Below are 25,474 nucleotides of genomic sequence, written 5' to 3' on the forward strand. Positions count from 1 at the left end.
GGCGCGTGCTAGACCTTGCTCGGATCGAAGTCGAAAGCGTCGGGCAGCATCTGGCCGACGGTCTTGACCATCGAGTCCCCGGCGAGGTTCGCGCAGATCACCTCAGTCTCGCCGCCGAACTCGCCCAGCACCTGGCGGCACATGCCGCAGGGCGTGATCGGCTTGGGGAGGTCGGCGATGACGGCGATCGCCTTGAACTTCGTATGACCGGCCGCGACCGCCTGGAGCACCGCATTGCGCTCGGCGCAGATGGTGGCGCCGTAGGAGATGTTCTCGACATTGCAGCCCTTGAAGACCGTCCCATCCTCGGTCTCGAGCGCCGCGCCCACGTGGAATTTGGAGTAAGGGGCATAGGCCCTGTCGCGCACCTGCCGCGCCGCGGCGACGAGCGCCTGCTGTTTCTCGGTCAGCGACATCGATCCTCCTTTGGCGGAATCCGCCGAAGCCGCACCGGCGACGAGCGCGCCGCCTGCCAGCAAGACTGTCGTTCTGCGTGTCATGTCCATCGCCGTCATGCCCCGTATGGAATCCAGACGTTCTTGACCTGAGTCGCCTGATGCAGGAAATGGCGGCCTTCGCCATCGCGATTGTCGAACCAGGCAAGCGGCCCCTCACACCAGGTGCGTTTGAGGTCGCCGGCCGAGGCGGCTTCGATCTTCCGCACGGCATCGCCGCCGAAATACCACACCGCATCGACATTGCCGTGCTCGGCCAGGACAAGGGCGAGCGGATCGCGCGCGCCGGTGACGATGTTCACGATGCCGTCCGGCACATCGGAGGTTTCAAGCACCTGGTAGAAATCGGTGGCGGCCAGCGGGTGGCGCTCCGACGGGATCATCACCACGCGATTGCCCATCGCGACGGCCGGCGCCATCAGCGAGATGAAGCCCAGCAGCGGCGCTTCGTCCGGACAGGCGATGCCGATCACGCCCAAGGGCTCGTTCATCGCCAGCACCACGCCGCGCAAGGGCGGATCGTGGATCGCGCCGTCGAACTTGTCGGCCCAGGCGGCATAGGTGAAGAGGCGGCGGATCGAGGCTTCGACTTCGCGCGCGGCGGCGGCGGACGATGCGCCGGTCATCCCGCGCAAGCGGCGTGCGAATTCGTCGGCGCGGGCCGAAAGGTTTTCGGCGCAGTAATAGAGGATCTGCGCGCGGGCATGGCCGCTGGTGGTGGCCCAGCTTTCGGCCTTGGCCGCCGCCTCGACGGCGTTGCGGATGTCCTTGCGGTTGCCGTCGCCGACAAGCCCGATCTGTGCACCGGAAGGCGACAGGACCGCGCGGCTATAGCCGCTGTCGGGCCGGGCCTGCCTGCCGCCGATGAACAGCTTGGCGGTGCGGTCGATGATGTCGACGGCGGGCGGAACGTCCGTGGACGGAGCGGCCGGTGCGAGCTTGCCGGTCTTCCCGGTGTGCTTGCGCTTGAGGTATTCGTACAGGCCTTCGCGGCCGCCCTCCCGACCGAAGCCGGATTCGCGATAGCCGCCGAAGCCGGACGAGGCGTCGAACTGGTTGGTGCAGTTCACCCACACGACGCCGCACCTGATTTTCGGCGCGAGGTCGAGCGCGACGTTGATGTTCTCGCTCCAGATGCTGGCGGCGAGGCCATAGCGGGTGTTGTTGGCGAGCTGGACGGCTTCGGCCGGGGTGCGGAAGGTCATCGCGACGAGGACGGGACCGAAGATCTCGACCTGCGCCACGGTCGAAGCGGGTTCGACGCCGATCAGCAGCGTCGGCGGATAGAAGCAGCCCTCGGGGCAGGTTTTCGTCTGGAACAGCATCGCGCCCTCGGCGACGCCTTTTTTCACCAGGCCATCGATCTGCGCGCGCTGCTTGGGCGAGACGATGGCGCCGATGTCGGTGTTCTTGTCCAGCGGATCGCCGACCCGCAGCGTTTCCATCCGCGCCCGCAGCTTGGCGTAAAGCGTCTCGGCGACACTTTCCTGAACCAGCAGGCGCGAGCCGGCGCAGCAGACCTCGCCCTGGTTGAACCAGATGGCGTCGACCGTGCCTTCGACCGCGGCATCGAGATCTGCGTCCTCGAATACGATGAAGGGCGATTTGCCGCCGAGTTCGAGGGTCAGCTTCTTGCCCGTGCCGGCGGTGGCGATGCGGATGAGGCGCCCGACTTCGGTCGAGCCGGTGAAGGCGATCTTGTCGATGCCGGGATGCTCGACCACCGCCTTGCCGGTCTCGCCAGCGCCGGTGACGATGTTGACCACGCCCTTCGGCAGGCCGGCTTCCTCGCAGATTTCGGCGAACAGCAACGCGGTGAGCGAGGTGTCTTCGGCGGGCTTGAGCACCACCGTATTTCCGGCGGCCAGCGCGGGCGCGATCTTCCAGGCCAGCATCAGCAGCGGAAAATTCCACGGGATCACCTGGCCGACGACGCCGAGCGGCTCGTGATCGGCGAACTCGCTGTCGATGAGCTGGGCCCAGCCGGCGTGGTGATAGAAGTGCCGCGCCACCAGCGGGATATCGATGTCGCGGCTCTCGCGGATCGGCTTGCCATTGTCCATCGTCTCGAGCACGGTGAACAGCCGCGCATGTTTCTGGACCAGGCGCGCCAGTGCGTAGAGAAACCGCGCGCGGCCATGGCCGCCAAGCTTCGCCCAGGCGGGTTGCGCGGCGCGGGCGGCCTTCACGGCGGCATCGACGTCGGCGGCGCTGCCTTCGCCGACCTCGGCGAGTGTCTTGCCGGTCGCCGGATTGACGCTGGCGAAATGCGCGGCGGCGGGCCGCCACGCGCCGCCGATGAACAGGCCGAATTTGCCGTCATGACGCTTGAGCCAGGCGTCCGCCGGACCGGCCGTTTCCGGCGCCACGCCGTAGTCCATCGTCTGAAACGCGGTCCGGACGTTCACGGGTCAACCCATCGGATGGCGGTGCGCGGCCGAGTAGCGGCCGGTAACGAAATGTTCGAGTTGGCGCTCGATATCGGTGAGCAGGCTCGACGCACCGATGCGGAACAGGTCGGGCTGGAGCCACGGTAGACCAAGCTCCTCCTTCATCACGATCTGATAGTTCAGCACGTCCTTCGCCGTCGAGATGCCGCCGGCCGGCTTGAAGCCGATGCGCTCGCCGGTCATCTCACGATAGGCGCGGATCATGCGGGTCATGATCAAAGCGAAGGGCAGCGTCGCGTTGACCGGCTCCTTGCCGGTCGAGGTCTTGATGAAGTCGGCGCCCGCCATCATGCAGGCCATCGAGGCGCGCGCGACATTGGTCAATGTGCCCAGATCGCCGGCGCCAACGATCGCCTTCACATGCGCCGGGCCGCAGGCTTCGCGGAACAGCTTCATCTCGTCATAGACCGCGCGATGATTGCCGGTCAGCACATGGCCGCGGTCGATCACGATGTCGATCTCGCGCGCGCCGGCGGCGACGGAGGCTTCGATCTCCTTGACGCGCAGCGCCAGCGGCGACAGGCCAGCGGGGAAACCCGTCGAAACTGCGGCGACCGGGATATTCGTGCCTTCGAGCGCCCTCACCGCGGTCTCGACCATGGCGTGATAGACGCAGACCGCACCGGTGGCGATGTTCGCCTCGCCCATGCCCATGGCGTCGAGCAGATCCTGGCGCACCGGCCGGCGCGCCTTGGCGCAGAGCCGCCGCACGCGGCCGGGCGTGTCGTCGCCCGAGAGCGTGGTGAGATCGATGCAGGTCACGGCCTTGAGCAGCCAGGCGGCCTGCCATTCCTTCTTGACGCTGCGCCGGCCGGGCAGCGACGCGATCCGCCGCTCCGCCGCGCTGCGGTTGACGCGGATGGAGTCGACGATGTCGGCGTCGTAAGCAATGCCGGGATTGCGGGCGTGGCCCGCGGGTTCCGTCTCGCGGGCGCGCGGCGTGATCGGCTGAACGTTGGACATGCCCGAAGGTACTCCGCCGAACCCCTCGCCCGCAACGCCGCCTACTTCGTGCCGAACATCCGGTCGCCCGCGTCGCCGAGGCCGGGGATGATGTAGCCGTGGTCGTTCAGGTGGCTATCGATCGCCGCCGTCCAGATGTGCACATCCGGATGCGCCGCGAGGAAGGTCTTGATGCCCTCCGGGGCCGATAGCAGCGTCATCAGGCGGATGTTCTTCGCGCCATGCGCCTTCAGCCGCGTCACCGCCGCCGACACCGAGTTCCCAGTCGCCAGCATCGGATCCATCACGATCACCAGGCGGTCGGCGATGTCGTGCGGCGCCTTGAAGTAATACTCGACCGATTGCAGCGTCTTGGGATCGCGGTAGAGACCGATATGGGCGACGCGGGCCGAGGGCACGAGGTTCAGCATGCCCTCCAGAAAGCCGGTGCCCGCCCGAAGAATGGGCGCGAAGACCAATTTCTTGCCGGCGATCGCCGGGGCTTTCATCGGCGCGATGGGCGTTTCGATGTCCACCAGTTCGAGCGGCAGATCGCGCGTGACCTCGTAGCAGATCAGCATGCCGATCTCGTTGAGCAGCTCGCGGAAGTTCTTGGTGCTGCGGTGCTTGTCGCGCATCAGCGTCAGCTTGTGCTGGATCAGCGGATGATCGACCACGGTCACGCCCTGCATGTCCGTTCTCCCCTTCGGCGCATCGCGCCGGTGCTGCAAAACTGGTAGCCAAGCTAACCTGGGGCGCTCTATTGTGGCAACGACGATGGACAAGCAAGCCGACAAGCCCAACGACCTCGAAGCCTATTGGATGCCGTTCACCGCGAACCGGCAGTTCAAGAGCAATCCGCGCCTCTTCGCCTCCGCCGACGGGATGTATTTCAAGACGACCGATGGGCGCGAGGTGCTCGACGGCGTGTCGGCCATGTGGTGCTGCAATGCCGGGCACAACCGGCCGCGCATCGTGGAGGCGATCCGCAAGCAGGCGGGCGAGCTCGACTATTCGCCGGCGTTCCAGATCGGCCATCACAAGGCATTCGAGCTGGCGAACCGGCTGGTCGCGTTGATGCCGGGCACGCTGAACCATGTGTTTTTCACCAATTCCGGCTCGGAGTCGGTGGAGACCGCGCTCAAGATGGCAATCGCCTATCATCGCGTGCGCGGCGAAGGTAGCCGCGTGCGGCTGATCGGGCGCGAGAAGGGCTATCACGGCGTCAATTTCGGCGGCATGAGCGTCGGCGGCATGGTCGCCAACCGCAAGATGTTCGGCACGCTGGTCGTGGGCGTCGATCATCTGCGCCACACCCTTGGCGATCCGCGCAACGCGTTCGCCAAGGGCGAGCCGGAATACGGCGCCGACTTCGCCGACGACCTCGAGCGGCTGGTGCAGTTGCACGACGCCTCGACCATCGCGGCGGTGATCGTGGAGCCGGTGCAGGGCTCGGCCGGCGTGATCGTGCCGCCCAAGGGCTATCTCAAGCGGCTGCGCGAGATCTGCGACCGCCACGGCATCCTTCTGATCTTCGACGAGGTCATCACCGGCTATGGACGGCTGGGCACGCCGTTCGCGGTCGATTTCTTCGGCGTCGAGCCGGACCTGGTGACGACCGCCAAGGGCCTGACCAACGGCGTGATCCCGATGGGCGCGGTGTTCGCGCAGGCGAAGATCCACGAGGCCTTCATGCACGGGCCGCCGAACGCGATCGAGTTCTTCCATGGCTACACCTATTCGGGAAATCCGATGGCCTGCGCCGCGGCGCTGGGCACGCTCGACACCTACGAAGAAGAAGGCCTGCTGACGCGGGCGGCGGCGCTGGCGCCCTATTGGGAGACGGCGCTGCATTCGCTCAAAGGCGCGCGCAACGTGATCGATATCCGCAATCTCGGTTTCGTCGGCGCGGTGGAGCTTTCCGCCGCGCCCGGCGAGCCGGCCAAGCGCGGCTTCGAGGCGTTCCTCAAGCTCTACGAGGCCGGGCTGCTCTGCCGCACCACGGGCGACACCATCGCCTTCGCGCCGCCGCTGATCGCGGAGCACAAGCATATCGATTTCCTTGTGGAGACGCTGGGCAAGGTCATCGCATCCATCGATTGAAGGGGCGGCGGCGCGGTAGCGCCCGCCGTTTTCCGTTTAGATGCAACTGTCGGGATATGGGTGATTTGGTGCGTAGACCGACTCGGTTCAAGGGGCGGGCGGAAATAAATCCGTAGACGGAGTTATCCAACAGCCGAGGCGCGCGGAGCCGCGCAGAACGCGGAGGTTTTGAGTTTGCCGCGGGGATAAGCTTTTCGTTGCGATGCGGCGGACGATATTTTGTTGCGAAGAAAATACCTCTCCCGCTTCGCGGGAGAGGTAAATCACTCCGTCTCGGCGCCGCTGATCGGGTCGACCAGTTCGGGGTCGCCGTCCTTGGCGTCCCAGGGGAACACCACCCAGGAATTCTGCGGCGCCTGCAACAGGCGCATGTCCACCACGTCCTCGCCCTCCGGCTTGGAATAGATCGTCGCGTAAAGCGCGTTGGGCCAGATCTTGCGCAATTCGCGGAACGTGCCGCCGGTGTCCACCAGATCGTCGAGGATGATCATGTTCTCGCCGCCGTTCACGATCCGGGCGGCGACCTCGGGATGCAGCGGCTTGATGATCTTGGCGCCCGCGACCTGGCGCTCGCCGCGATAGGAGGTGACGCCGATGACCTCGATGTTCTCGCGGATGTTGAGCTCCCGCGCCAGCACCGCCGCGAAAGGCAGGCCGCCGCGCGACACGCCGACCACGATGTCGATCCGCCGGCCGTTCTGCATGAGGTCGTGGACCCAGCCGGCCATCTCGCGCATCTGGCGGTGAATCTCGTTCCAGCTCACGCGCACATACAGGCGCCGCTTGTTTTCCAGCCGCATGACATCCTCCGTTGGAGCGACTATCGCCGCGATTTGGCGAGAAGAAAACCGCGCCCGGCGCTTTGCCCACAAGGCCGGTTCAGGGATTGGCGGCGCGATCGACGAACCAGCGCAATTCGCCCCGCGGCTTGAGCCGGGCGGCCGGCAGCGCGGTGTCGCCGCCGAGGGCGCGGGCCAGGATGTCGCGCTTGGCGGCGCCGTCCACCAGGAAGGCGATATGGCGGCTGTTCTCCAGCGCGGGATAGGTGAGCGTGACGCGGGTTTCGGCGCCTTCGACCGGCGCGACCCAGCGCTCGCGCTCTTCGAGCACGGCGGTGCCGGGAAACAGCGAGGCGGTATGCCCGTCCGGTCCCAGGCCCAGCAGCGTCGCGTCGAACAAGGGCGAATCCGGATCAGCGCGGTGGAAGCCGCGCAGGATGCGCTCGTAGCGGTCGGCCGCGTCGGCCGGCGTCAGGCCCACCGTCGGGATCGGCCTTATGTTCGCGGGCGGGATGTCGATGCGCGACAGCAGGGCCTCGCGCACCATGCGCAAATTGCTGCGCGGATCGTCGGGCGCGACGAACCGCTCGTCGCCCCAGAACAGATGCGTGCGAGCCCAGGGAAAGCTCGCGCGGAACGGCGGTTCGCCCAGAAGCTCGTAGAGACGGCGCGGCGTCGCGCCGCCCGAAAGGCAGAGCGCGAACGTGCCCTCCTTGGCGCGCGCCAGGTCGAACAGCCAATCGGCGACGCGGCGCGCCAGCGCCGGCGGATCGGGCAATGTCTCGACGCTCACGGCGCCTTGCTCTCGGGCGGCGAGACCGGCCGCCAGGCGCGATAGGGGCCCGGGCCGATAAGGTCGTCCGCCGCCTTGGGGCCGTCGCCGCCGGATTCGTAAAGCGCCGGCGCCTCCGCCGACGCGGCGTCGAGCACCGGCTGGACGATGCGCCAGGCCTGCTCGACCATGTCGGCGCGCATGAACAGCGTCGGATCGCCCAGGATGACGTCGTGGATCAGCGTCTCGTAGCCGACATTCGGCTCCTTGGGGAACCAGTCGTCGTAGCGGAAATCCATCTTCACCGAGGCGAGATCGACCGCCGGGCCGCGGCGCTTGACCTCGAATTGCAGCGAGATGCCCTCATTGGGCTGGATGCGCAGCACCAGCCAGTTGGGGCGCAGGCGCTCGACCGGGGTGTGCTGGAAGGCGGTGTGCGGCGCGGGCTTGAAGCAGATCGCGATCTCGGTGTTGCGCGCCGCCAGGTGCTTGCCGGTGCGCACGAAGAACGGCACGCCGGCCCAGCGCCAATTGTCGATCTCCAGTTTCATCGCGATATAGGTCTCGGTGCGGGAGTCGGGCGCGACATTGGCCTCGTCGCGATAGGCCTTCACCGGCGTGCCGGCGACGGCGCCGGCGGCGTACTGGCCGCGCACCACGTTCTTCGGATCGACCGGCGGCATGGCGGCGAACACGTCGGCCTTCTTGGAGCGGATCGAGGCCTCGTCGAAGCCGAGCGGCGGCTCCATCGCCACCATCGAGAGCAGCGCGAAGACGTGGTTGGGCACCATGTCGCGCAGGGCGCCGGTCTGTTCGTAGAAGTCGCCGCGCGTCTCCACGCCGACGGTTTCGGCCACCGTGATCTGGACGTGATCGATGCGGTCGCGGCCCCAGACCGGCTCGAACAACCCGTTGGCGAAGCGGAACGCCGTGATGCTCTGCACCGCGTCCTTGCCGAGGAAATGGTCGATGCGGAAGACCTGGTTCTCGCGCACCGTGCGCAGGATGCGCTTGTCGAGCTCGCGGGCCGAGTCGTAGCTGTGGCCGAACGGCTTTTCGACCACGATGCGGCGCCAGAAATGCCGGCCACCGGCGCCGACGCCCTGCTCCGTCAGCTTGGCATGGCCGAGATGATCGACGATCGGGCCGAAGAACTTGTCGGCGACGGCGAGATAGAAGATCGCGTTGCCTTGCGTGCCGCGCTCGCGCTCGGCCTCGTCCAAAACGTCGCGCAGCCTGTCGTAGAGCGCCGGATCGTTGGCGTCGCCGCGCACATAGCACATCGCCCGCGCCAGCCGGGACCACACGGCCTCGTCGATCTGTCCAAGCGACTTCTGGAGGAAATCGTGCAGCTCGCGCCGCCAGCCTTCGGTCGCCAGATCGCCGCGCGCCACGCCGATCAGGACGAATTTCTCCGGCAGGCAGTTCGTGCGGCACAGATTGTAGAGCGCCGGCACCAGCAGCCGCTTGGTCAGATCGCCGCTCGCGCCGAAGATCACCATGGCGCAGGGCTCCACCGGATCGGCGCAATGCGGCGCGACGGCGGGCGCGGTCTCGGCGGTGCTCGCGATGCGGGTGGGTTCTTCCTGGGGCATGGCTATTTCGGCTTGCCGCCTTCGAGCGCGCCCTCGATATGGCCGCCGAAGCCGAAGCGCATGGCGGACAGCATCTTGTCGGCGAAGCTGTGCTCCTGGCGCGAGCGGAAGCGGGCATAGAGGGCGGAGGACAGGACGACGGCCGGCACCGCTTCCTCGATCGCGGCCTCGACGGTCCAGCGGCCCTCCCCGGAATCGTCGACGAAGCCGGAATAGCTGTCGAGCCGGGCGTCCTTCGCGAAGGCGCCGGCGGTCAGATCGAGGAGCCAGGAGGAGACGACGCTGCCGCGCCGCCAGACCTCGGCGATGTCGGGCAGGTTCAGGGCGAAGCGTTCGTCGTCCGGCAGGGTGTCGGCGTCGCGGTGGCGCAGGATGTCGAAGCCTTCGGCATAGGCCTGCATCAGTCCGTATTCGATGCCGTTATGCACCATCTTCACGAAATGACCGGCGCCGGAGGGACCGGCATGGATATAGCCGCGCTCGGCGCGCGTGTCGGCGCTTTCGCGGCCCGGCGTGCGCGGGATATCGCCGAGGCCCGGGGCCAGCGCGGCGAAGATCGGATCGAGATGGTCCACCGCGTCCTTCGGCCCGCCGATCATCATGCAATAGCCGCGTTCAAGACCCCACACCCCGCCCGAGGTGCCGCAGTCGATGTAGCGGATGGCTTTGGCCGCGAGCGCCTTGGCGCGGCGGATGTCGTCTTTGTAATACGCGTTGCCGCCGTCGATCAGGATGTCGTCCTTGCCGAGCAGGCCGGCCAATTGGTCGACGGCGTCTTCGGTGATCTTGCCGGCCGGCAGCATCAGCCACACCGCGCGCGGCGCGGCGCCGAGCGTCTCGACCATCGCGGCCAGCGACGGCACGGCGGTGGCGCCCTCTTTCGCCAGCGCCTCGCCGGCCCTGGGATTGACGTCGAACACCACGCAAGCGTGGCCCGCCTTCATCAGGCGCCGCGCGATGTTGCCACCCATGCGGCCAAGGCCGACTACGCCGATCTGCATCCGCTGAACTCCTGCGCGCTGCCGGGATGTGCTTCTACGCCCATTTTGTCAAACGTGAAGTCCGCCGATCCGTTCCGGCCTGTGACCATCCGGTCAGGACCGGTCCCGATCGAGTGGATGACAAAAGCGGTTTGTCCCGAGCAGTATTCCGCCGGCAAGGGGCGCGGCGCAATGTATCGGCGTCCGCTCCGCCACGGTCACGGAATGGGACCTGTTTTCAACATGTTGCCGAGCTTTCAGGCCGGGCCGTCAAACGCAGGAGGCAAACCGATGAACACCGACACACAACGCGCTGGACGATTGACGGGAAAAGCCGCGATCGTCACCGGCGCCGCGCGCGGCATCGGCCGCGCCGCCGCGATCGCCTTCGCCCGCGAAGGCGCCGACGTCATGGGCATCGACATCGCCGGCCCGGTCAGCGCGACGCTGGACGTGACGCCGGCGACGCAGGACGAATTGGCCGAGACCGGCCGCCTTGTCGTCGCGGCCGGCGGGCGCTGGTGCCAGGCGCGGCTCGACCAGCGCGATCTTGCGGCATTGCGCGCCGCGGCGCAGAGCGCGTTCGACACGTTCGGCCGGCTCGACATCCTGTTCGCCAATGCCGGCATCCAGGCGTTCAAGCCGATATTGGAATGGGACGACGCGGACTGGCACGACACGATCGACGTGAACCTCACCGGCACCTGCAACGCGCTCCGCGCGGTGGCGCCCTATCTGGTGCGCAATGGCGGCGGGCGCATCATCGTCACCTCGTCCACCCAGGGCCGGCACGGCACCAAATACGGCGCCGCCTATAGCGCGTCCAAATGGGGCATCATCGGCCTGATGAAATCGGCGGCGCTGGAGCTCGGCGAGCATCGCATCACCGTCAACGCCGTCATCCCGGGCCTCATCGACACGGCGCTGACGCGCCACCGGCAGCGCTATGCGCAGGCGGTCGACGATCTCGCGTCCAAGGAGAGCACGGCCGAATTGGAGCAGGAAGCGATCAAGCGGCTCATCGCCCGGACGCCGCTCGGCGTGCCGTGGATCGAGCCGGACAGCGTCGCGCCGGTGGTGGTGTTTCTCGCCTCGGACGATGCCGCGATGGTCAGCGGCGCGACCTATGACGTGACCGGCGGCGACAGCGCCAACAACGCAACATGAGAGCGTGACGCGCCGCGCGAATATCCAGAAGTATCCGGAAGCAATTGCGGGAAAGTCCGCAATTGTCTTCGACAGATATCGGCGGCCTTTATCCGATCTCAAGCAAATATTTACGTTTCATTTACCAATTCGTTCACATAGTTGTCCGTGAATGCATTTACACGGGATGATTGCGATGCGCCGGCGAACCCTAGCAAGAGCGGCATCCCTCGGCGCATTGGCGGCAACGGCCGCGTATTTCTGCGTCGGCAACGCCCAGGCCAGCGACGAGTACATCGCCATCCGGGGAAGCTTCGCCGTCTCGGACGGCGCAAGGGCGACGGTGGTGTACATCCCCGTGAAAGCGACGTTTTCGAACGGCGGCGGCGGTTCCCTGGTGATCGGCTCCAAGAGCGACTGGCTGGGTGTGCGGCTGGAAATCGAAGGCCTCTATCGCGGCTTCTCGACAAAGGCCCTGGTGTCCGGCGGCGCCCGCCTTCCGGTGTCCGGGCGCGTCAATGTGTTCGCGCCGATGGTCAACGCCATCTTCGATGTGCCGGTCCCCGATGCCTTCCCCGTCAAGCCATTCGTGGGAATCGGGATCGGCGGCATCTACGCGGACGTCCGTCCGCCCGCCAATTCGGTCGCCCTCGTCGATGACGGCGGATGGGGCTTCGGCTACCAGGCGATGCTGGGCGCGAATGTCCCCATGACGGAACGGTCGAGTTTCACCGCTCAATTGCGGTATTTGGCATCTCCCGGCGTTCCGCTCCATGCGGTCGGCGGCTTGCCGTTCGACGCGAATTTCAGCACCGAGAGCGTCGACCTCGGCTTTCAATATAACCTCTAGGAACCCGTAAGGATCGAGCGCCCCGGCAGTGTCCGATATGACACATTGCGTTGGCGAAATGCCCTTCGCAATCTATCCGCCGGATCGATGCAACGAGCAAACGGATGTCACGCAAGCGCGTTCGTAAATCGCGAAACGGCGTCACACTCACCGAGGTGGCCGTGTTCGGCGGCACGCCTCGGATACGCATCGGCGTCAGTTACATCGTGCAGAGTCTGCGCAAGCCGGAGGGTCGAACGTTCGACACGCGCAGCGCGGCCCAGAAATACTTCGACGTGCAGGCGAGCCTTCGTCCGAGAGCGGAACCCTAGCCGCAATCCGGCCCGTCGGCGGGATGGATGGTGCCCGGGGACAGAATCGAACTGCCGACACGTGGATTTTCAATCCACTGCTCTACCGACTGAGCTACCCGGGCGACCGGCCGTGCCGGAAAAGGCCCGGCTTTCTAGAAGAGACCGGCCGCCCTGTCCAGCGGGCGATTTCTACCGCAGGACGAGCTGTAGACCGACCAGAGTCGCCTGGGAATCGGTGGTCCCGTCCAGGCTGCCGCGGGCCGCGTTGCCCGGATCGGCCACCGACTGGTCGACATGGCTGTGCGGCGACAACAGATGCGAGACCGAGACGTTGATGTCCGTATTGTCGTCCCAGCGATAGCCGACGCCGGCCGACACCCAATAGCGGTCCGCGTCAGGGATGCGCGGCTCCAGCGTCGCAGGCGGCGCCGCCGCTTCGTCATAGGCGATGCCACCGCGCAGCGTCCAGGTCTCGTCCGGGCGGTATTCGGCGCCGAGCGAACCGAACCAGGTGTCCTTCCAGTTAAGCTGCGTCAGGCTCGGGCTGTTGAGCGGGTTGGCGGAGACCACGAGCAACTGCTTGAGCGAACTCCAATTGGTGTATTCGACGGTGCCGAGCGCGGTCCACTGGTCAGATACCGCCCAGCGGGCGCCGACATTCACGACCGCCGGGGTCGGCAGGTCCACCTTGCCGCCCGAATCGGCGAAGGCGCCGCTCAGCGTATGCAGCGTGGCGCCGATGCCGGCGCTGTCGAAGGTGAACTGCTCCTGCCCGCTGAGCGCATGGGGAATCTCGGAGCGGTAGGAGACGCCGATATTGAGGTCGGGAAGCGCCTGCCAGGCGATGCCCGCGACATAGCCGACGCCCCAATCGTGGCCGTGCAGGCGGGCGCGGCCGTCATCGGCGCCGGGCACCGCGCCGGGAATGCCGAAGCCGGCGCCGATGGTGCCGAAATCGATCGCCTGAGTGAGGTTGCCGCGCGTGTACTGGACCTGCGGTCCGGCCGCGAGCGTGAGATCGGGCGTGATCTGGTAGGACACCGTCGCCGTCGCATTATAGGCCGTAAGGCCCGTGGTCTGCGCGTAGTAGCGGCCGGTCCAGTTCGCCGGATAATGCGTGGTCTCGCCCCACGGAACGGTGAGCGACAGGCCGACCGCCCATTGGTCGTTCAGCCGGTAGCGCAAGGCGCCGGACGGAACGGCGGCGGAGCCGATGAAGGAACTGGCGCGGCCGGCGCCGCCGGTCGGGGTTCCCGCCGCGGTGTGGCCGACGAAAGTTCCGCCCGAGCCCGGCAGGATGCCGATCACGTCGAGCGAGAGGTCATGGTCGACCACGCCGGCGGTGGCCGCCGGGTTGTAGAACATGTAGCTCGGGTCGCTGTTGGTCGCGGCGGCGCCGGCATAGGCGGTGCCCATGGCACCGGTGCTCGCTTCGCGCAGCGCGAAGCCCGACGCATGCGCGGCGGTGTTGAAGATGACGAAAGGCGCGGTGACGGCTAGTGCGGCAAACTTGAAACGCATATTGGGCCCTCGAAAAAATGGCCCCCCTCGAAAATGCGCGCATACCCCGCGCATCGGCTTGGTCGATATAGTCGCTCGCGCCGGCGATGCAAGTGCGGATTGCAACTGACCAGTGTCAGCAACGAATCCGCATCATTCATTAACCAGCGTCATCATCTTCATACGGATCAGCCGCGCTCTCCTCGCCGGCCGGCGCGCCCGGAATCGCATACTCGCCCTGCAGCCAGTGCATGAGGTCGATGTCGGCGCAGCGCTTGGAACAGAACGGACGGAACTTGGCGTCGCGGGGCCTGCCGCAGATCGGGCACTGGCCGCCCTCAAGCGGTTGAGACATCGAATCCCTCGCGGGCGAAGGCATCGTTGGCCTCGAAGGCGACGCGGCCGGCGCCGCGGCGGGCGAGCGCGCCGCGCACCTCCTCGCCGTGGTCGTCGAGCCATTTCACCACCTCGGTCGAGGCGCGCACGACGATCGGCTTGCCGGGCGCCGCGGCGGCGGCGCGCTCGACGCTGCGCAAGACTTCGAGCGCGACGCTGTCGCGGGTGCGCTTGCGGCCGGAGCCGGAGCAGCAGCGGCAACATTCGCTCATCAGCTTGACCAAGGGATCGCGGATGCGCTTGCGGGTGATCTCGACCAGGCCGAACTCCGACATCGGCGAGATCTGGGTCGGGGTGTGGTCCTTCGACAGGCTGTCGGCCAGGGTGTCGAGCACCTTCTCGATGTTCTTCGCGTCGCTCAGATGAATAAAATCGACGACGATGAGCCCGCCGATGCCGCGCAGCCGCACCTGGCGGCCGATCTCGTCGGCGGCTTCGAGGTTGACGTGGTAGCTGGTCTCTTCGAGACCGGTCGAGGCGGTGAAGCTTCCGGAATTGACATCCACCGCGGTCAGCGCCTCGGTGCCCTCTATGGTGATCCAGCCGCCGGAGGGCAGCGGGACTTTGGGGACGGTGAGCCGCGCGATCTCGTCCTCGATGGCATCGAACAAGGAGCCCGGCCCCTTGAACAGCTCGACCTTGGATTCGGCTTCCGGCATGGCGCGGCGGCAATAAGCGCGCGCGGCTTCGACCGCGGCGGCATCGTCGATCACCACGCGCGTGGTGTGGCTGCGGACCGTGTCGCGCATGGTGCGCTCGACCGGATCGAGGTCATGATAAAGTGTCGCCGGTGCCCGGGCCGATTGCCGCTTGGCGAGCACCGGCCGCCATGCCTCGGCGAGGCGCTCGGCGTCTTCCTTCAGGTCGGCCAGCGTCGCTTCGCTGGCGGCGGTGCGCAGGATATAGCCCGCGCCGGGCACGAGACGGTCGCCGCCCTCGGCGATCATCGCCTCGCCGAGCGCCAGCATGCGTTCGCGCTCGCTTTCTTCCTCGATGCGGCGCGACAGCGCGACGCCCGGCGTGTTGGGCACCATCACGGCGAGGCGGCCGGGAATGGTGATGTTGGCGGAGAGGCGGGCGCCCTTCTCGCCGATCGGGTCCTTCACGACCTGGACCAGGATCTCCTGCCCTTCGTGGACGCATTCGCCGATCTTGGGCATGCGCTCCTCATCGAAGCCCGGCAGGTCGGCGAGGCAGCGCGCCTCGCGCGCGCCGAGGAAGCCGGCGCGCTCCAGCCCGACATCGACGAAGGCGGCCTGCATGCCGGGCAGCACGCGCTGCACGCGCCCGAGGATGATGTTGCCGATGAGGCTGTGGCCGGTGCGGCCGTCGCTTTTCCGGCGCGGGCCGTCTTCGAGGCCGATGGTCCGCTCCAGCATGAGATCCTGCAGCCGGCCGTCCTCGACGACCGCCACGCGTATTTCTCCGGCTCCTGCGTTGATCAGGACGTCCTTCTGCATGCTGTACTCAGGCAATAGCGACCGCGAACGCTAACACGGATAACCGCCGCTTCGAAGCAGGGAGATTGTCTCGCGCAAGGGCAATCCCACGACATTGGAGTAGGAGCCGCCGAGGCGGCGGACGAAGATCTCGGCGCGGCCCTGCACCGCGTAGCCGCCGGCCTTGCCCAACCCTTCGCCGCAGCGCACATAAGATTCGATCGCCGGGCCGTCGAGCCGGTCGAAGAGCAGCCGCGTTTCGACAGTCCGTGTGCGGATTTTTCCCACGGTGGGCAGGACGGCGATGGCGGTCGTCACCCGATGGGCCCGGCCGGACAGCAAAGCGAGGCAGGCCCGCACCTCGTCGTCGGTCTCGGCCTTGGGCAGGATGCGCCGGCCAACGGAGACCGCGGTGTCGGCGGCGAGGAAGATGGCCGGCGATCCGTCCCAGGCGGCGGCGACCGCGCGGGCTTTCGCCTCGGCCAGCCGGCGGGCATAGGGCGCGGGCAGTTCCTGCCTGTGGATGGATTCGTCGATGGCGGCGGGGCGGACGGCGTCCGGCGCAAGTCCCGCCTGGGCGAGCAGCGCCAGGCGGCGCGGGCTTTCGCTGGCGAGGACGAGGAGCGGCTTACTTGAAGCGATAGGTAATGCGCCCCTTGGTGAGATCATAGGGCGTCATCTCCACCATGACTTTGTCGCCGGTCAGCACGCTGATCCGGTTCTTGCGCATCTTGCCCGCGGTGTGGGCGATGATCTCGTGGCCGTTCTGCAGCATGACGCGGAACGTCGCGTTGGGCAGGCGTTCCGACACGGTACCTTCGAATTCGAGCAGTTCTTCTTTCGCCATTCGTCCTCTGGGTGGCTGGCTGGGTGCGGGAAATGCCACCGAAACCTGTGAAAAGCAAGGATTTCCACGCCCTCCATGGGGCAGGTCAGGTATCGGACGCCTGTTTCTCGGCGAAACGGTCCTTGATCCGCTTCAGGATCCCGTCGCGGACGGTGCGGTAGGCGTCCAGGCGCTGGTCGCGGGTGCCCTCCACCATGGTCGGATCGAAGGTCGGCCAGTATTCGATCTCGATGGCGCTGGTGTGCGCCAGGTCGACGGCGCGGTGCTGCGCCTCCGGCGAGAACGTGACGCAGAGGTCGAACATGGATGAGTCCTCCATGTCCTCGAAGGTCTTGGGATGGTACCGGCCGATCTCGATGCCCATTTCCTCCATCACCTCCACGGTCATGGGATCGAGCTCGCCGGCCTTCACGCCGGCGGCGTCGACATAGACGAACTTGCCGAACAGGTGCCGCATGATGGCGAAGGCCATCACGCTGCGCACCGAATTCATCGTGCAGGCGAACAGGATGGCGCCCGGCAGCTCCTCGCCATGCGGCCCCCGCATCGCTTCAGCCCTTCAGATGCAGGACGCAGATCAGCGTGAAGATGCGGCGCGCCGTGTCGTGGTCGATCTCGATCTTGCCCTTGAGCCGTTCCTGCAGGAGCTTGGAGCCTTCGTCGTGCAGGCTGCGGCGGCCCATGTCGAGCGCCTCGATCTGCGAGGGCGGCGCGTGGCGGATGGCCTTGAAGTAGCTCTCGCAGATCAGGAAGTAGTCCTTGATCACGCGGCGGAACGGCGTCAGCGACAGCATCACCTTGCCGTGCGGCGTGGCGCCGCCGTCCAGGCTGATGTCGAAGGTCAGCCGGTTCTCCTCGACGCCGAGGACGAGGTTGTAGGGCCCGCCATGCGAGCCTTCGGGGCGGAAGTGGTTGGCCTCCAGAAGATCGTAGATCGCGATGTCGCGTTCCTGCTCGATCTCGCGGGTGCGGCGCAGGATGCTGCGCTCGTCCAGCGTGATGGCGGCGAGGCGGAACGCGGAGCCGTCGGCCATGCCTCAGCGCACCGCGTTCAGGCGCGCCGCGATGGAGCGGGCATGGGCGTCGAGGCCCTCGGCCTCGGCCAGCGCGATGGCGGCCGGCCCGATCTCGGCGATGGTGCCGGGCTCGCAGGCGAGCAGCGTGGTGCGCTTGAGGAAATCGAGCACCGAAAGGCCGGAAGAGAACCGCGCGGTGCGCGAGGTCGGCAGCACATGGTTGGGACCGGCGATGTAATCGCCCATCGCCTCGGGCGTGTGGCGGCCGAGGAAGATCGCGCCGGCATGACGGACGCGTTGCAGCAGGCGGTCGGGATCGGCGGTGGCGATCTCCAGATGCTCGGGCGCGAGGCGGTCGACCAGGGCGGCGGCATCGTCGAGCCTCGCCACGACGATCACCGCGCCGTAGTCGTTCCAGCTCGCGCGCGCGATTTTCTCTCGGGGAAGAAGGGCCAGAGCGCGTTCGACCGCGGCTTCGACTTGCGACGCGAAGGCCGCGTCGTCGGTGATGAGGATGCTCTGCGACGAGGCGTCGTGCTCGGCCTGGCTGAGCAGGTCGGCGGCGATCCAGTCCGGGTTGTTCGCGCCGTCGGCGACGACGAGGATTTCCGACGGGCCGGCGACGGAATCGATGCCGACCTTGCCGAACACCTCGCGCTTGGCGGCGGCGACATAGGCGTTGCCGGGACCGACGATCTTGTCGACCGGCGCGATGGTCTTCGTGCCGAAGGCCAGCGCGGCGACGGCCTGGGCGCCGCCGACGCGGTAGATCTCGCTGACCCCTGCCCGCTTGGCGGCGGCGAGCACCAGCGGATTGATCGCGCCGCCGCTCGCCGGCGTGACCATGACGATGCGCGCGACGCCCGCGACCCGCGCCGGCACGGCGTTCATCAAGACCGAACTCGGATAGGCGGCGGTGCCGCCCGGAACGTAGAGCCCGACGCTGTCGAGCGACGTCCAGCGCCAGCCGAGCCGGGCGCCCGTCGCGTCCTCGAACCATTCGTCCCTGGGGATCTGGCGGCGGTGATAGTCCTCGATCCGCAGTGCGGCGACGCCGAGCGCATCCAACGCCGGCCTGGCGCATTTCGCCTCCGCGGCGTCGATCTCGTCCTGCGTCAGGCGCAGGGTCGCGGCAGTGACGCCGGCATGATCGAATTTGTTCGTCAGTTCGATGACCGCTTCGTCGCCGCGCTTGCGCACGTCGGCGATGATCCCGCGCACGGCCAGCGCGACGTCTTCCTCTTCCTCGCGCTTGGCGTTCAACAGCGCGTCGAAGGCGCCGACGAAATCGGGCGCGCTCGAATCGAGACGGCGAGCCATGTCAGGTCTCTTCGTGCTCGGGCCGGCCGCGCGCCGCCCACACGCCGCTGACGTCGGAAAGGCCGGCGTCGATGCACTCCACTTCGAGCTTCAGCCCGCCGCCGCCGGCGAAGACGAGTTCGACCGTGCCGCCCGGATCCTCGCCGCCCTTGGGCGTGTAGCGGATGGCCAGCAGCGAGACCACCGCCTCGCGCGCGCCGCGCTTGAGGTTCTGCGACTTGACCGACAGCACGCCGTCGAAATGCAGGCCGGAACGGACGCGCAGATCGCCCTTCTTCTGGTCCGCCTCCCACTGGAAGCGGTTGAACAGCGCCGCGAAGCGCCGCTTCCTGGGCAGATAGACGAGATCCTGCATCTGCGCCACCGCATCCTGCAGCCGCGCCGAGATCACCTCCAAGTCGGCGGCATCTTCCGCCGCCAGTGTCAAACCCGCATTCATGCCGATTGCCGCTCGATATCCGCGCCGACGCCGGAGAGCTTTTCCTCCAGGCGCTCGAAACCACGGTCGAGATGATAGACGCGGTTGACGATCGTGTCGCCCTCCGCGACCAGGCCCGCCAGAACCAGGCTGACCGAGGCGCGCAGATCGGTCGCCATCACGGGCGCGCCCTTGAGGCGGTCGACGCCGGTGACGGTGGCGGTGTCGCCCTCGATCCTGATGTCGGCGCCCATGCGCAGGAGTTCCGGCACATGCATGAAGCGGTTCTCGAACACGGTCTCGCGGATATGGCTGACGCCGCCGGCGACCGCCATCAGCGCCATGAACTGCGCCTGCAGGTCGGTCGGGAAGGCGGGATAGACATCGGTCGCGAGGTCCGTCGCGGTGGGGCGCACGCCGTTGCGGTGGATGGCTATGCCGCGATTGGTCTCCGTCACCTCGGTGCCGATCCGGCGCAACAGATCGAACAGCACCACATTGGTGTCGGCGCGGGCGCCGACGAGCTCGACCTCGCCGCCGGCGATGGCGGTGGCGATGGCATAGGTGCCGGTCTCGATGCGGTCCGGCATCACGGAATATTCGGCGCCGTGCAGGCGTTCGACGCCGTCGATCACGATCTCGGGCGTACCCAGCCCGGCGATCTGCGCCCCGATCGCCCGGAGGAAGCGGCCGAGATCGACGATCTCCGGCTCGCGCGCCGCGTTCTTGAGGACGGTGCGGCCCCTGGCCAGGGTCGCGGCCATCATCATCGTCTCGGTGGCGCCGACCGAGGCGCGCGGCACGGTGAAGGTTGTGCCGACGAGGCCGCTTCCGGCATCGGCGACGACATAGCCGTCTTCCAGATCGATCCGCGCACCCAGCGCCTTCAAGCCCTGAATATGGAAATCGACCGGGCGGGCGCCGATGGCGCAGCCGCCGGGCAGCGAGACCTTCGCCGCGCCGTGGCGCGCGAGGAGCGGGCCGGTGACCTGGAAGCTGGCGCGCATCTTGCGCACGATGTCGTAGGGCGCGAGCGCCGATTCGATGCTCGCGGCGTGCAGTCGGATGGTGTCGCTGGTGCCCAGCCCGTTGCCGCGCCGGATGTTGAGGTTCACGCCGAACTGCATCACGAGGTCGGCCATGGCGTCGACATCGGCCAGGCGCGGCACGTTGCGGATGGTCACCGGCTGATCGGTCAGGATCGCCGCCGCCATGAGCTTGAGCGCCGAATTCTTGGCGCCACCGATCGGAATTTCACCCTTGAGGCGGTTGCCGCCCCTGACGCGTATCCTGTCCATTGTCCCTCTTGAAGCGGCGTGGCCGCCCGCGGCGATCCTTGTAGCGCGGCCCCGTGCCGTCGAACAGGCGCGCCGGGACGTGAAGTTAATCCGCCTTCATGTCCGCATTCGGGCGCTTCGCCGGGTCCGCGGCGGGCGGGGCTTCGGCCTTGGGCGGGCGGTCGCGCAACGCCGCCTTGCGCCGCTTCAGGTTCTCGCGAAGGGCGGCGGCGAGGCGTTCTTCGCGGGTCTGGGGCTTCTTGACCATGGCGGCGGCGCGGGCCTTTCCCTTTGCCTTGGGGTTGGCTATAGCAGCCGTCCCTTGGGCCCTTCGGGGCCACGGATGCCGGAGTAGCGTAGTGGTAGCGCAACCCCTTGGTAAGGGGTAGGTCGAGAGTTCAATTCTCTCCTCCGGCACCAGTTTTATCAGTTAAATCAATAGCTTTTCAGAGCGCTCCGCGAGCCGTCGGAAGCGGGCTCCGTCGGACGCGCAGGTATCGTGGCGGATGGACGGGGCGGCGCGAAGAGCGACAACGCGCGGTCGACAGGCGGCGGCGGAACCACGGCGTCCACCGGAGGCATCGCGGCCGCACCTCTCGGCCGGCGGCGGCGCGGGCGGCCCGGCCGGGCTGCCCGCGCCGGACGGCTATTCCTTGCGGACGCGATAGGGGATGTCGTCGCTGGCGATCAGCACGCGCTCCATCACGCGCGGGAAATCGCCATAGTCGCGCACCGCGTAGTGGAGCGTGGCGCGATTGTCCCAGAACGCGATCGAGCCTTTGCGCCAGCGGAAACGGACCTGGTATTCGGGCCGCTTCACCTCGTCATAGAGCCGCGCCAGCAACGCATCGCTCTCGGCACGGTCGAGATCGACGATGCGCGGCTTGAGGCTCCAGTTCACCCAGAAGATGTCCTCTGCGGTTTCCGGATGGGTGCGGACGATCGGATGGGCCACCAGAGGATAGCGCACGCCGGCCGCCTTGAGCGCCGACTGGAAGTCGTGGATGACATAAAGGCTGTCGATCTTCTCCCGCAGATCGTCCGGCAGGCCGCGCAGGATGGCGCCGCCATTCGCCCAGATCGTGTCGCCGCCGACATCGGGGATGTTCACCGCGCGCAGAACGGCGCCGAAGGACGGATCGATGCGCCAGCTCGTATCGGTGTGCCAATGCGTCTCGCGCACGCTGTAGCCGCGCTTGGCGAATTCGCGCGAGTCGATGGGCTGGATGGTGCGGTGCTTTTCGAGCCCGCCCGACGGATGGTCGTAGAGCTTGCCGAAATTCCGCGCGAAGGCGAGATGCTGTTCGTTGTCGATGTCCTGGTCGCGGAAGAACAGGACCTTGTGTTCGAGAAGCAGGCGATGCAGTTCGTCGCGCAATTCCGGCGACAGCGGATCGCGCAGATCGATGCCGCCGACCTCCGCGCCGATCACGGGACTGAGTTTGGTGACGGCGAGCGGATTGTGCGCCGTGTCGATCTTGCGGGCGGCCGAGCTCATGGGAGTTCTCCTTTTTCGGGCAGCGATGCCGCGCGATTAAGCGTGCGACGCCAAACCGGCGCCAATCAGAAGTTCTCATCGCGGGCGTGAGTTTCGCCCAAGATGCCGCGCCGTGCGCCGTTTCGGCCGGCTCAATCTGGATATGAGAAACTCTCGATTTACGGCTTCGGAACCCGCCGGTATCAAACTATAGTAATTTGATAGAGATTAAGGATCGCCGCGAACGCGGCGTCCTTGAATGGGCGGGGTTCCTCATGTCGGCCAAATGCGTTGCGTTTCGAACGGCGTTGCTTCTCGGCGGATCGCTCGCCGGCCTGGCACAGGCCCAGGCGCAGGTCATCGCGAGCAACGCGACCGCCGACGCCGTATCGTCCGTGGAGACGGTGGTGGTGACCGGCGTGCGCGGCACGCAGCACCGCACGGTGGCGGACAGCCCGGTTCCGATCGACGTCATCGGCGGCAGGCAATTGCAGGAGAACGGCCGCGGCGCGCTCAAGGAAGTCTTCCAGACCCTGATCCCGTCGTTCAATCTGCCGGGCGTCAATGGCGGCGGGACGTCCTGGGCGGTGCGCGCGACGACCCTGCGCGGCCTCAACGGCGACCAGGTGCTTTATCTGATCAACGGCAAGCGGCGCCACACCACGGCGCTCATCAACAACCTCGCCCGCGTCGGCAATGGCGGCGTGCCGGTGGACCTGGACCTGATCCCGGTCGCGGCCATCGACCATGTCGAGGTGCTGCGCGACGGCGCGGCGGCGCAATACGGCTCGGACGCCATCGCCGGCGTCATCAACATCATCCTGAAGGACGGAACCGACGGCGGCGCCTCCGACACCACCGCCGGCCTCAACTACCAGGGCGACGGGCTGAGCCTGCACGAGGCGGCCGATTACGGCCTGCCGCTGTTCGGCGACGGCTACATCCATTTCGCCGCCGATGCCCGCAGCTCCGCGCCGTGGTATCGCAACGAGGCGGCGACGACGCCCTATCTCTATAACCTGCTGGCCGGCGGCGTTCCCGATCCGCGCGAGGCGACGATCGATCGCAAGGCGTTCGGCCACCCCTATGGCGGCGCGGACGACAAGCTCTACAGCCTCTCCTACAATGCCGGCGTGCCGCTTGGGTCGGATGTGACTCTTTATTCCGATACGACGGTGAGCCATCGCTATACGCAAAAGAACACCGGCAGCTTCCTGCCGTCCAACCTGAATTCGCTGCCGGAGATCTTTCCGAACGGCTTCCAGGCCTATCGCATCATCAACGAGTGGGACTACCAGACGACCTGGGGCGCCAAGGGCGAGGTCGACAACTGGCTCTGGGATCTGAGTTCGAGCTTCGCGCAGGATTACGCGAACCTCGACGGCCGGCACACCATCAACGCGACGCTCGGCCCGGCGAGCCCGACATCCTTCCACCTGAGCCGGCACGATTTCGAACAGTGGACCAACACGCTCGACGTCACCCGCCCGTTCGAGATCGGGCTCGCCAAGCCGCTCGATGTCTCGTTCGGGCTGGAGCACCGCTTCGAATGGTTCTCGATCGGCGCCGGCGATCCGCTCTCCTATGCCATCGGGAACTACATCATTCCGGCCGGCCAGCCGCATGCCGGGCTGAACCCGATCCCCGGCCTGTCGTCCTATGCCGCCGCGACGCCGGCCGACGCGGGCTCGATCAACCGCGACAATTACGCGGCCTATGTCGATCTCGACACCAGCATCACCGACAACTGGTATGTCGGCCTGGCGGGCCGCTTCGAGCACTTCACCGGCACCGTCGGCGATTCGACCAGCGGCAAGGTCACCACCCGTTACGAGTTTCTTCCCGGCTATGCCGTCCGCGGGACGATCAGCAACGGCTTCCGCGCGCCGTCGCTCGCGCAGGAGATATTCTCGACGCCGACCTTCAGCGGCCAGTACAACCCGATCACCAAGATCAACGACATCTACCGCGTGCAGGTCCTGCCGGTGTTCAAGACCGGCGCGCTCGCCCTCGGCGCCCAGCCGCTGACGCCGGAGACCTCGCAGGACTACAGCGTCGGTTTCACCGCGCAGCCGGTCGACAACCTCAACCTGTCCGTCGACGCCTACCAGATCAACGTCCACAACCGCATCCTGCTGAGCGGCAATATCGGCGGCCTGCCCGGCAGCGCGCAGGAGACCTTCGTCAATTCGGTGCTGACGCCGCTGGGCTATCCGACCAACACGATCGTGCAGTATTTCACCAATGCGGTGTCGACGCGCACCCACGGCATCGACTTCGTGGGCGATTACGGATGGGACCTGGACGAAGCCGGAGCGCTCAATCTGAGCGCGGCCTATTCCTGGGTCGAGACCGACATCACGCGCGTCAATGCCACGCCGGCGGTGCTGCAGGGCCACGGCATCGCGCTGGTCGGATACCAGCGCGAAGGCGACCTGACCGTGGCCACGCCGAAGAGCAAGCTGATCCTGACCGGCGACTGGGCGCTCGAACCGTTCGACGTCCATCTGCAGGTCACGCGCTACGGTTCCTATACCGAGCGCGGCACGGTCGATCCGGCGGTCAGTCCCGCTTTGGCCAGCGACAGGACCTATAGTCCCAAATGGATCACGAACCTGGCGCTCACCTACGACCTGACCGATACGTTCTCGCTCACGGTCGGCGCCGACGATCTGTTCGACATCTATCCGGACAAGATCGGGCCGGTCGACGCCAATTCCGGCATGGGGGAGTACGGCAACTTCTCCCCGTTCGGCATCAGCGGCGGATTCTATTATACAAGGGTGGGCATCAAGCTCGGAGCACTCTAGTGCCAGCGCAATCCATCGGTGCCGCGCGGCTGCGCCAGGCGGCGGGCGAATTCTCGCGGCTTTCCCGCCTGTCGAAATCGGTGACGGAGACGCTCGCCGAGGGATCGGCCATCCTGGCCCATCTGGTGGCGAAGGACGACTGGCTGCCGGACGCGTTCGCGCAGCCCGATCCAGAACGCTACCGGCAATATCTCCTGCACTGCGATTCCGAGGAGCGCTTCTCGCTGGTGAGCTTCGTGTGGGGACCCGGACAGGCCACGCCGATCCACAATCACACGGTCTGGGGCCTGGTCGGCGTGCTGCGCGGCGCCGAATTGGCGCAACGCTATATGCGCGACCGCGCCGGCCTGCATAGCGAGGGCGACGAAGCGGTGCTGAAGCCCGGCGCCATCGATTCCGTTTCGCCGCAGACCGGCGACATCCACCGGGTGCGGAACGCCTATGACGATCGCGTCTCGATCAGCATCCATGTCTATGGCGCCAATATCGGCGCGGTGCGGCGCGCCACGTTCCAGGCCGACGGCGCGGAAAAGCCGTTCATCTCGGGATATTCCAACGCCTCGCTCCCGAATATCTGGGACCGGTCGAAGGAAAGGGATCTGCGTTGAG

General features: G+C 66.9%; 25 protein-coding genes, 2 tRNA genes and 1 pseudogene. 7 read left to right on the plus strand and 21 right to left on the minus strand.

The genetic code is table 11. The features are described from left to right. Positions 1-8: 8 nt before the first annotated feature. Genes WDM86_20910 through upp form a run of 4 tightly spaced genes read right to left on the minus strand, consistent with a single transcriptional unit; the run spans position 9 to position 4,539 of the window. Complete coding sequence (locus WDM86_20910; GenBank protein MEI9992481.1) at positions 9-500, minus strand: cytidine deaminase; 492 nt, start codon at positions 498-500, stop codon at positions 9-11. An 11-nt stretch (positions 501-511) separates the two neighbouring features. Continuing rightward, positions 512-2,863: an aldehyde dehydrogenase family protein gene (locus tag WDM86_20915; GenBank protein MEI9992482.1), complete on the minus strand. Its 2,352-nt coding sequence runs from the start codon at positions 2,861-2,863 to the stop codon at positions 512-514. A 3-nt stretch (positions 2,864-2,866) separates the two neighbouring features. Then, entirely contained in the window at positions 2,867-3,868 is a 1,002-nt protein-coding gene (gene deoC / locus WDM86_20920; protein MEI9992483.1) for a deoxyribose-phosphate aldolase, read from the minus strand. A gap of 41 nt (positions 3,869-3,909) precedes the next feature. Then, on the minus strand, positions 3,910-4,539 hold the full coding sequence (gene upp / locus WDM86_20925) for a uracil phosphoribosyltransferase (GenBank protein MEI9992484.1): 630 nt from the start codon (positions 4,537-4,539) through the stop codon (positions 3,910-3,912). 85 nt (positions 4,540-4,624) lie between these two features. Here upp and WDM86_20930 point away from each other — a divergent pair, with 85 nt between their 5' ends. Beyond that, positions 4,625-5,950 (plus strand): aspartate aminotransferase family protein, encoded by a 1,326-nt coding sequence (locus WDM86_20930; protein ID MEI9992485.1) that lies wholly within the window; start codon positions 4,625-4,627, stop codon positions 5,948-5,950. A 263-nt stretch (positions 5,951-6,213) separates the two neighbouring features. Here the strand turns inward: WDM86_20930 and WDM86_20935 are convergent, their stop codons facing one another. The 4 genes and pseudogenes from WDM86_20935 to gnd form a co-directional block, all read right to left on the minus strand. Next, entirely contained in the window at positions 6,214-6,750 is a 537-nt protein-coding gene (locus tag WDM86_20935) for a phosphoribosyltransferase family protein (protein ID MEI9992486.1), read from the minus strand. A 79-nt stretch (positions 6,751-6,829) separates the two neighbouring features. Next, positions 6,830-7,522, minus strand: a complete 693-nt coding sequence (gene pgl, locus WDM86_20940; GenBank protein ID MEI9992487.1) for a 6-phosphogluconolactonase — start codon at positions 7,520-7,522, stop codon at positions 6,830-6,832. After that, the gene (gene zwf / locus WDM86_20945; GenBank protein MEI9992488.1) at positions 7,519-9,096 is read right to left on the minus strand and encodes a glucose-6-phosphate dehydrogenase; all 1,578 of its coding nucleotides are present in this window, start codon (positions 9,094-9,096) and stop codon (positions 7,519-7,521) included. The genes pgl and zwf overlap by 4 nt, the downstream gene beginning before the upstream one ends. A 2-nt stretch (positions 9,097-9,098) precedes the next feature. Continuing rightward, a pseudogene (gnd, locus tag WDM86_20950) lies at positions 9,099-10,112 on the minus strand (decarboxylating 6-phosphogluconate dehydrogenase). 255 nt (positions 10,113-10,367) lie between these two features. On the opposite strand from gnd, the gene WDM86_20955 reads away from it, so the two are divergent. The 3 genes from WDM86_20955 (at position 10,368) to WDM86_20965 (ending at position 12,383) form a co-directional block, all read left to right on the plus strand. Next, positions 10,368-11,243, plus strand: a complete 876-nt coding sequence (locus WDM86_20955; GenBank protein ID MEI9992489.1) for an SDR family NAD(P)-dependent oxidoreductase — start codon at positions 10,368-10,370, stop codon at positions 11,241-11,243. A gap of 175 nt (positions 11,244-11,418) precedes the next feature. Beyond that, positions 11,419-12,072, plus strand: coding sequence for a hypothetical protein (locus WDM86_20960; protein ID MEI9992490.1), 654 nt, complete (start codon positions 11,419-11,421; stop codon positions 12,070-12,072). 104 nt (positions 12,073-12,176) lie between these two features. Then, positions 12,177-12,383, plus strand: a complete 207-nt coding sequence (locus WDM86_20965) for a hypothetical protein (protein ID MEI9992491.1) — start codon at positions 12,177-12,179, stop codon at positions 12,381-12,383. Positions 12,384-12,411: 28 nt separating this feature from the next. Here the strand turns inward: WDM86_20965 and WDM86_20970 are convergent. The 12 genes from WDM86_20970 to WDM86_21025 all read right to left on the minus strand — a co-directional run bounded on the left by WDM86_20970 (position 12,412) and on the right by WDM86_21025 (position 20,846). After that, positions 12,412-12,487, minus strand: a tRNA-Phe gene (locus WDM86_20970). 67 nt (positions 12,488-12,554) lie between these two features. Beyond that, a complete protein-coding gene (locus WDM86_20975; GenBank protein MEI9992492.1) occupies positions 12,555-13,886 on the minus strand; it encodes an OmpP1/FadL family transporter in 1,332 nt (443 codons plus the stop codon). Positions 13,887-14,025: 139 nt separating this feature from the next. After that, positions 14,026-14,220 (minus strand): DNA gyrase inhibitor YacG, encoded by a 195-nt coding sequence (yacG, locus tag WDM86_20980; GenBank protein ID MEI9992493.1) that lies wholly within the window; start codon positions 14,218-14,220, stop codon positions 14,026-14,028. Beyond that, entirely contained in the window at positions 14,204-15,721 is a 1,518-nt protein-coding gene (locus WDM86_20985; protein MEI9992494.1) for an Rne/Rng family ribonuclease, read from the minus strand. Before WDM86_20985 ends, yacG begins: the two co-directional genes overlap by 17 nt. A 30-nt stretch (positions 15,722-15,751) precedes the next feature. Beyond that, complete coding sequence (locus WDM86_20990; protein MEI9992495.1) at positions 15,752-16,369, minus strand: Maf family nucleotide pyrophosphatase; 618 nt, start codon at positions 16,367-16,369, stop codon at positions 15,752-15,754. Continuing rightward, positions 16,329-16,547, minus strand: a complete 219-nt coding sequence (gene infA, locus WDM86_20995) for a translation initiation factor IF-1 (GenBank protein ID MEI9992496.1) — start codon at positions 16,545-16,547, stop codon at positions 16,329-16,331. The genes WDM86_20990 and infA overlap by 41 nt, the downstream gene beginning before the upstream one ends. An 85-nt stretch (positions 16,548-16,632) precedes the next feature. Further along, on the minus strand, positions 16,633-17,094 hold the full coding sequence (locus WDM86_21000) for a hypothetical protein (protein ID MEI9992497.1): 462 nt from the start codon (positions 17,092-17,094) through the stop codon (positions 16,633-16,635). Positions 17,095-17,098: 4 nt separating this feature from the next. Continuing rightward, positions 17,099-17,581 carry a UPF0262 family protein gene (locus WDM86_21005; protein MEI9992498.1) on the minus strand — a complete coding sequence of 161 codons (483 nt, stop codon included), beginning with the start codon at positions 17,579-17,581 and terminating at the stop codon, positions 17,099-17,101. A 3-nt stretch (positions 17,582-17,584) separates the two neighbouring features. Then, positions 17,585-18,883 (minus strand): histidinol dehydrogenase, encoded by a 1,299-nt coding sequence (hisD, locus tag WDM86_21010; GenBank protein ID MEI9992499.1) that lies wholly within the window; start codon positions 18,881-18,883, stop codon positions 17,585-17,587. Position 18,884: 1 nt separating this feature from the next. Then, the gene (locus tag WDM86_21015; protein ID MEI9992500.1) at positions 18,885-19,322 is read right to left on the minus strand and encodes a DUF2948 family protein; all 438 of its coding nucleotides are present in this window, start codon (positions 19,320-19,322) and stop codon (positions 18,885-18,887) included. Continuing rightward, positions 19,319-20,599, minus strand: a complete 1,281-nt coding sequence (gene murA, locus WDM86_21020) for a UDP-N-acetylglucosamine 1-carboxyvinyltransferase (protein ID MEI9992501.1) — start codon at positions 20,597-20,599, stop codon at positions 19,319-19,321. The genes WDM86_21015 and murA overlap by 4 nt, the downstream gene beginning before the upstream one ends. An 85-nt stretch (positions 20,600-20,684) precedes the next feature. Then, positions 20,685-20,846, minus strand: a complete 162-nt coding sequence (locus WDM86_21025) for a hypothetical protein (protein ID MEI9992502.1) — start codon at positions 20,844-20,846, stop codon at positions 20,685-20,687. Positions 20,847-20,923: 77 nt separating this feature from the next. On the opposite strand from WDM86_21025, the gene WDM86_21030 reads away from it, so the two are divergent. Beyond that, positions 20,924-20,998, plus strand: a tRNA-Thr gene (locus tag WDM86_21030). Positions 20,999-21,224: 226 nt separating this feature from the next. Here the strand turns inward: WDM86_21030 and WDM86_21035 are convergent. Then, positions 21,225-22,076, minus strand: coding sequence for a TauD/TfdA family dioxygenase (locus tag WDM86_21035; protein ID MEI9992503.1), 852 nt, complete (start codon positions 22,074-22,076; stop codon positions 21,225-21,227). Between the two features lie 254 nt (positions 22,077-22,330). On the opposite strand from WDM86_21035, the gene WDM86_21040 reads away from it, so the two are divergent. Next, positions 22,331-24,865, plus strand: coding sequence for a TonB-dependent receptor (locus WDM86_21040; GenBank protein ID MEI9992504.1), 2,535 nt, complete (start codon positions 22,331-22,333; stop codon positions 24,863-24,865). Next, on the plus strand, positions 24,865-25,473 hold the full coding sequence (locus tag WDM86_21045; GenBank protein MEI9992505.1) for a hypothetical protein: 609 nt from the start codon (positions 24,865-24,867) through the stop codon (positions 25,471-25,473). The genes WDM86_21040 and WDM86_21045 overlap by 1 nt, the downstream gene beginning before the upstream one ends. Position 25,474: the final 1 nt, after the last annotated feature.

Source organism: Rhizomicrobium sp. (assembly GCA_037200045.1).
In the GTDB taxonomy this organism is placed as follows: Bacteria; Pseudomonadota; Alphaproteobacteria; order Micropepsales; family Micropepsaceae; genus Rhizomicrobium.

What these genes read in the sequence shown, in the direction of transcription:
- WDM86_20910 (MEI9992481.1), bottom strand. Translation starts at nt 500, where the DNA reads ATGACACGCAGAACGACAGTCTTGCTGGCAGGCGGCGCGCTCGTCGCC.
- deoC (MEI9992483.1), bottom strand. Translation starts at nt 3,868, where the DNA reads ATGTCCAACGTTCAGCCGATCACGCCGCGCGCCCGCGAGACGGAACCC.
- upp (MEI9992484.1), bottom strand. Translation starts at nt 4,539, where the DNA reads ATGCAGGGCGTGACCGTGGTCGATCATCCGCTGATCCAGCACAAGCTG.
- WDM86_20930 (MEI9992485.1), top strand. Translation starts at nt 4,625, where the DNA reads ATGGACAAGCAAGCCGACAAGCCCAACGACCTCGAAGCCTATTGGATG.
- WDM86_20935 (MEI9992486.1), bottom strand. Translation starts at nt 6,750, where the DNA reads ATGCGGCTGGAAAACAAGCGGCGCCTGTATGTGCGCGTGAGCTGGAAC.
- zwf (MEI9992488.1), bottom strand. Translation starts at nt 9,096, where the DNA reads ATGCCCCAGGAAGAACCCACCCGCATCGCGAGCACCGCCGAGACCGCG.
- WDM86_20955 (MEI9992489.1), top strand. Translation starts at nt 10,368, where the DNA reads ATGAACACCGACACACAACGCGCTGGACGATTGACGGGAAAAGCCGCG.
- WDM86_20960 (MEI9992490.1), top strand. Translation starts at nt 11,419, where the DNA reads ATGCGCCGGCGAACCCTAGCAAGAGCGGCATCCCTCGGCGCATTGGCG.
- WDM86_20965 (MEI9992491.1), top strand. Translation starts at nt 12,177, where the DNA reads ATGTCACGCAAGCGCGTTCGTAAATCGCGAAACGGCGTCACACTCACC.
- WDM86_20975 (MEI9992492.1), bottom strand. Translation starts at nt 13,886, where the DNA reads ATGCGTTTCAAGTTTGCCGCACTAGCCGTCACCGCGCCTTTCGTCATC.
- yacG (MEI9992493.1), bottom strand. Translation starts at nt 14,220, where the DNA reads ATGTCTCAACCGCTTGAGGGCGGCCAGTGCCCGATCTGCGGCAGGCCC.
- WDM86_20985 (MEI9992494.1), bottom strand. Translation starts at nt 15,721, where the DNA reads ATGCAGAAGGACGTCCTGATCAACGCAGGAGCCGGAGAAATACGCGTG.
- WDM86_20990 (MEI9992495.1), bottom strand. Translation starts at nt 16,369, where the DNA reads ATGATCTCACCAAGGGGCGCATTACCTATCGCTTCAAGTAAGCCGCTC.
- infA (MEI9992496.1), bottom strand. Translation starts at nt 16,547, where the DNA reads ATGGCGAAAGAAGAACTGCTCGAATTCGAAGGTACCGTGTCGGAACGC.
- WDM86_21000 (MEI9992497.1), bottom strand. Translation starts at nt 17,094, where the DNA reads ATGCGGGGGCCGCATGGCGAGGAGCTGCCGGGCGCCATCCTGTTCGCC.
- WDM86_21005 (MEI9992498.1), bottom strand. Translation starts at nt 17,581, where the DNA reads ATGGCCGACGGCTCCGCGTTCCGCCTCGCCGCCATCACGCTGGACGAG.
- hisD (MEI9992499.1), bottom strand. Translation starts at nt 18,883, where the DNA reads ATGGCTCGCCGTCTCGATTCGAGCGCGCCCGATTTCGTCGGCGCCTTC.
- WDM86_21015 (MEI9992500.1), bottom strand. Translation starts at nt 19,322, where the DNA reads ATGAATGCGGGTTTGACACTGGCGGCGGAAGATGCCGCCGACTTGGAG.
- murA (MEI9992501.1), bottom strand. Translation starts at nt 20,599, where the DNA reads ATGGACAGGATACGCGTCAGGGGCGGCAACCGCCTCAAGGGTGAAATT.
- WDM86_21025 (MEI9992502.1), bottom strand. Translation starts at nt 20,846, where the DNA reads ATGGTCAAGAAGCCCCAGACCCGCGAAGAACGCCTCGCCGCCGCCCTT.
- WDM86_21035 (MEI9992503.1), bottom strand. Translation starts at nt 22,076, where the DNA reads ATGAGCTCGGCCGCCCGCAAGATCGACACGGCGCACAATCCGCTCGCC.
- WDM86_21040 (MEI9992504.1), top strand. Translation starts at nt 22,331, where the DNA reads ATGTCGGCCAAATGCGTTGCGTTTCGAACGGCGTTGCTTCTCGGCGGA.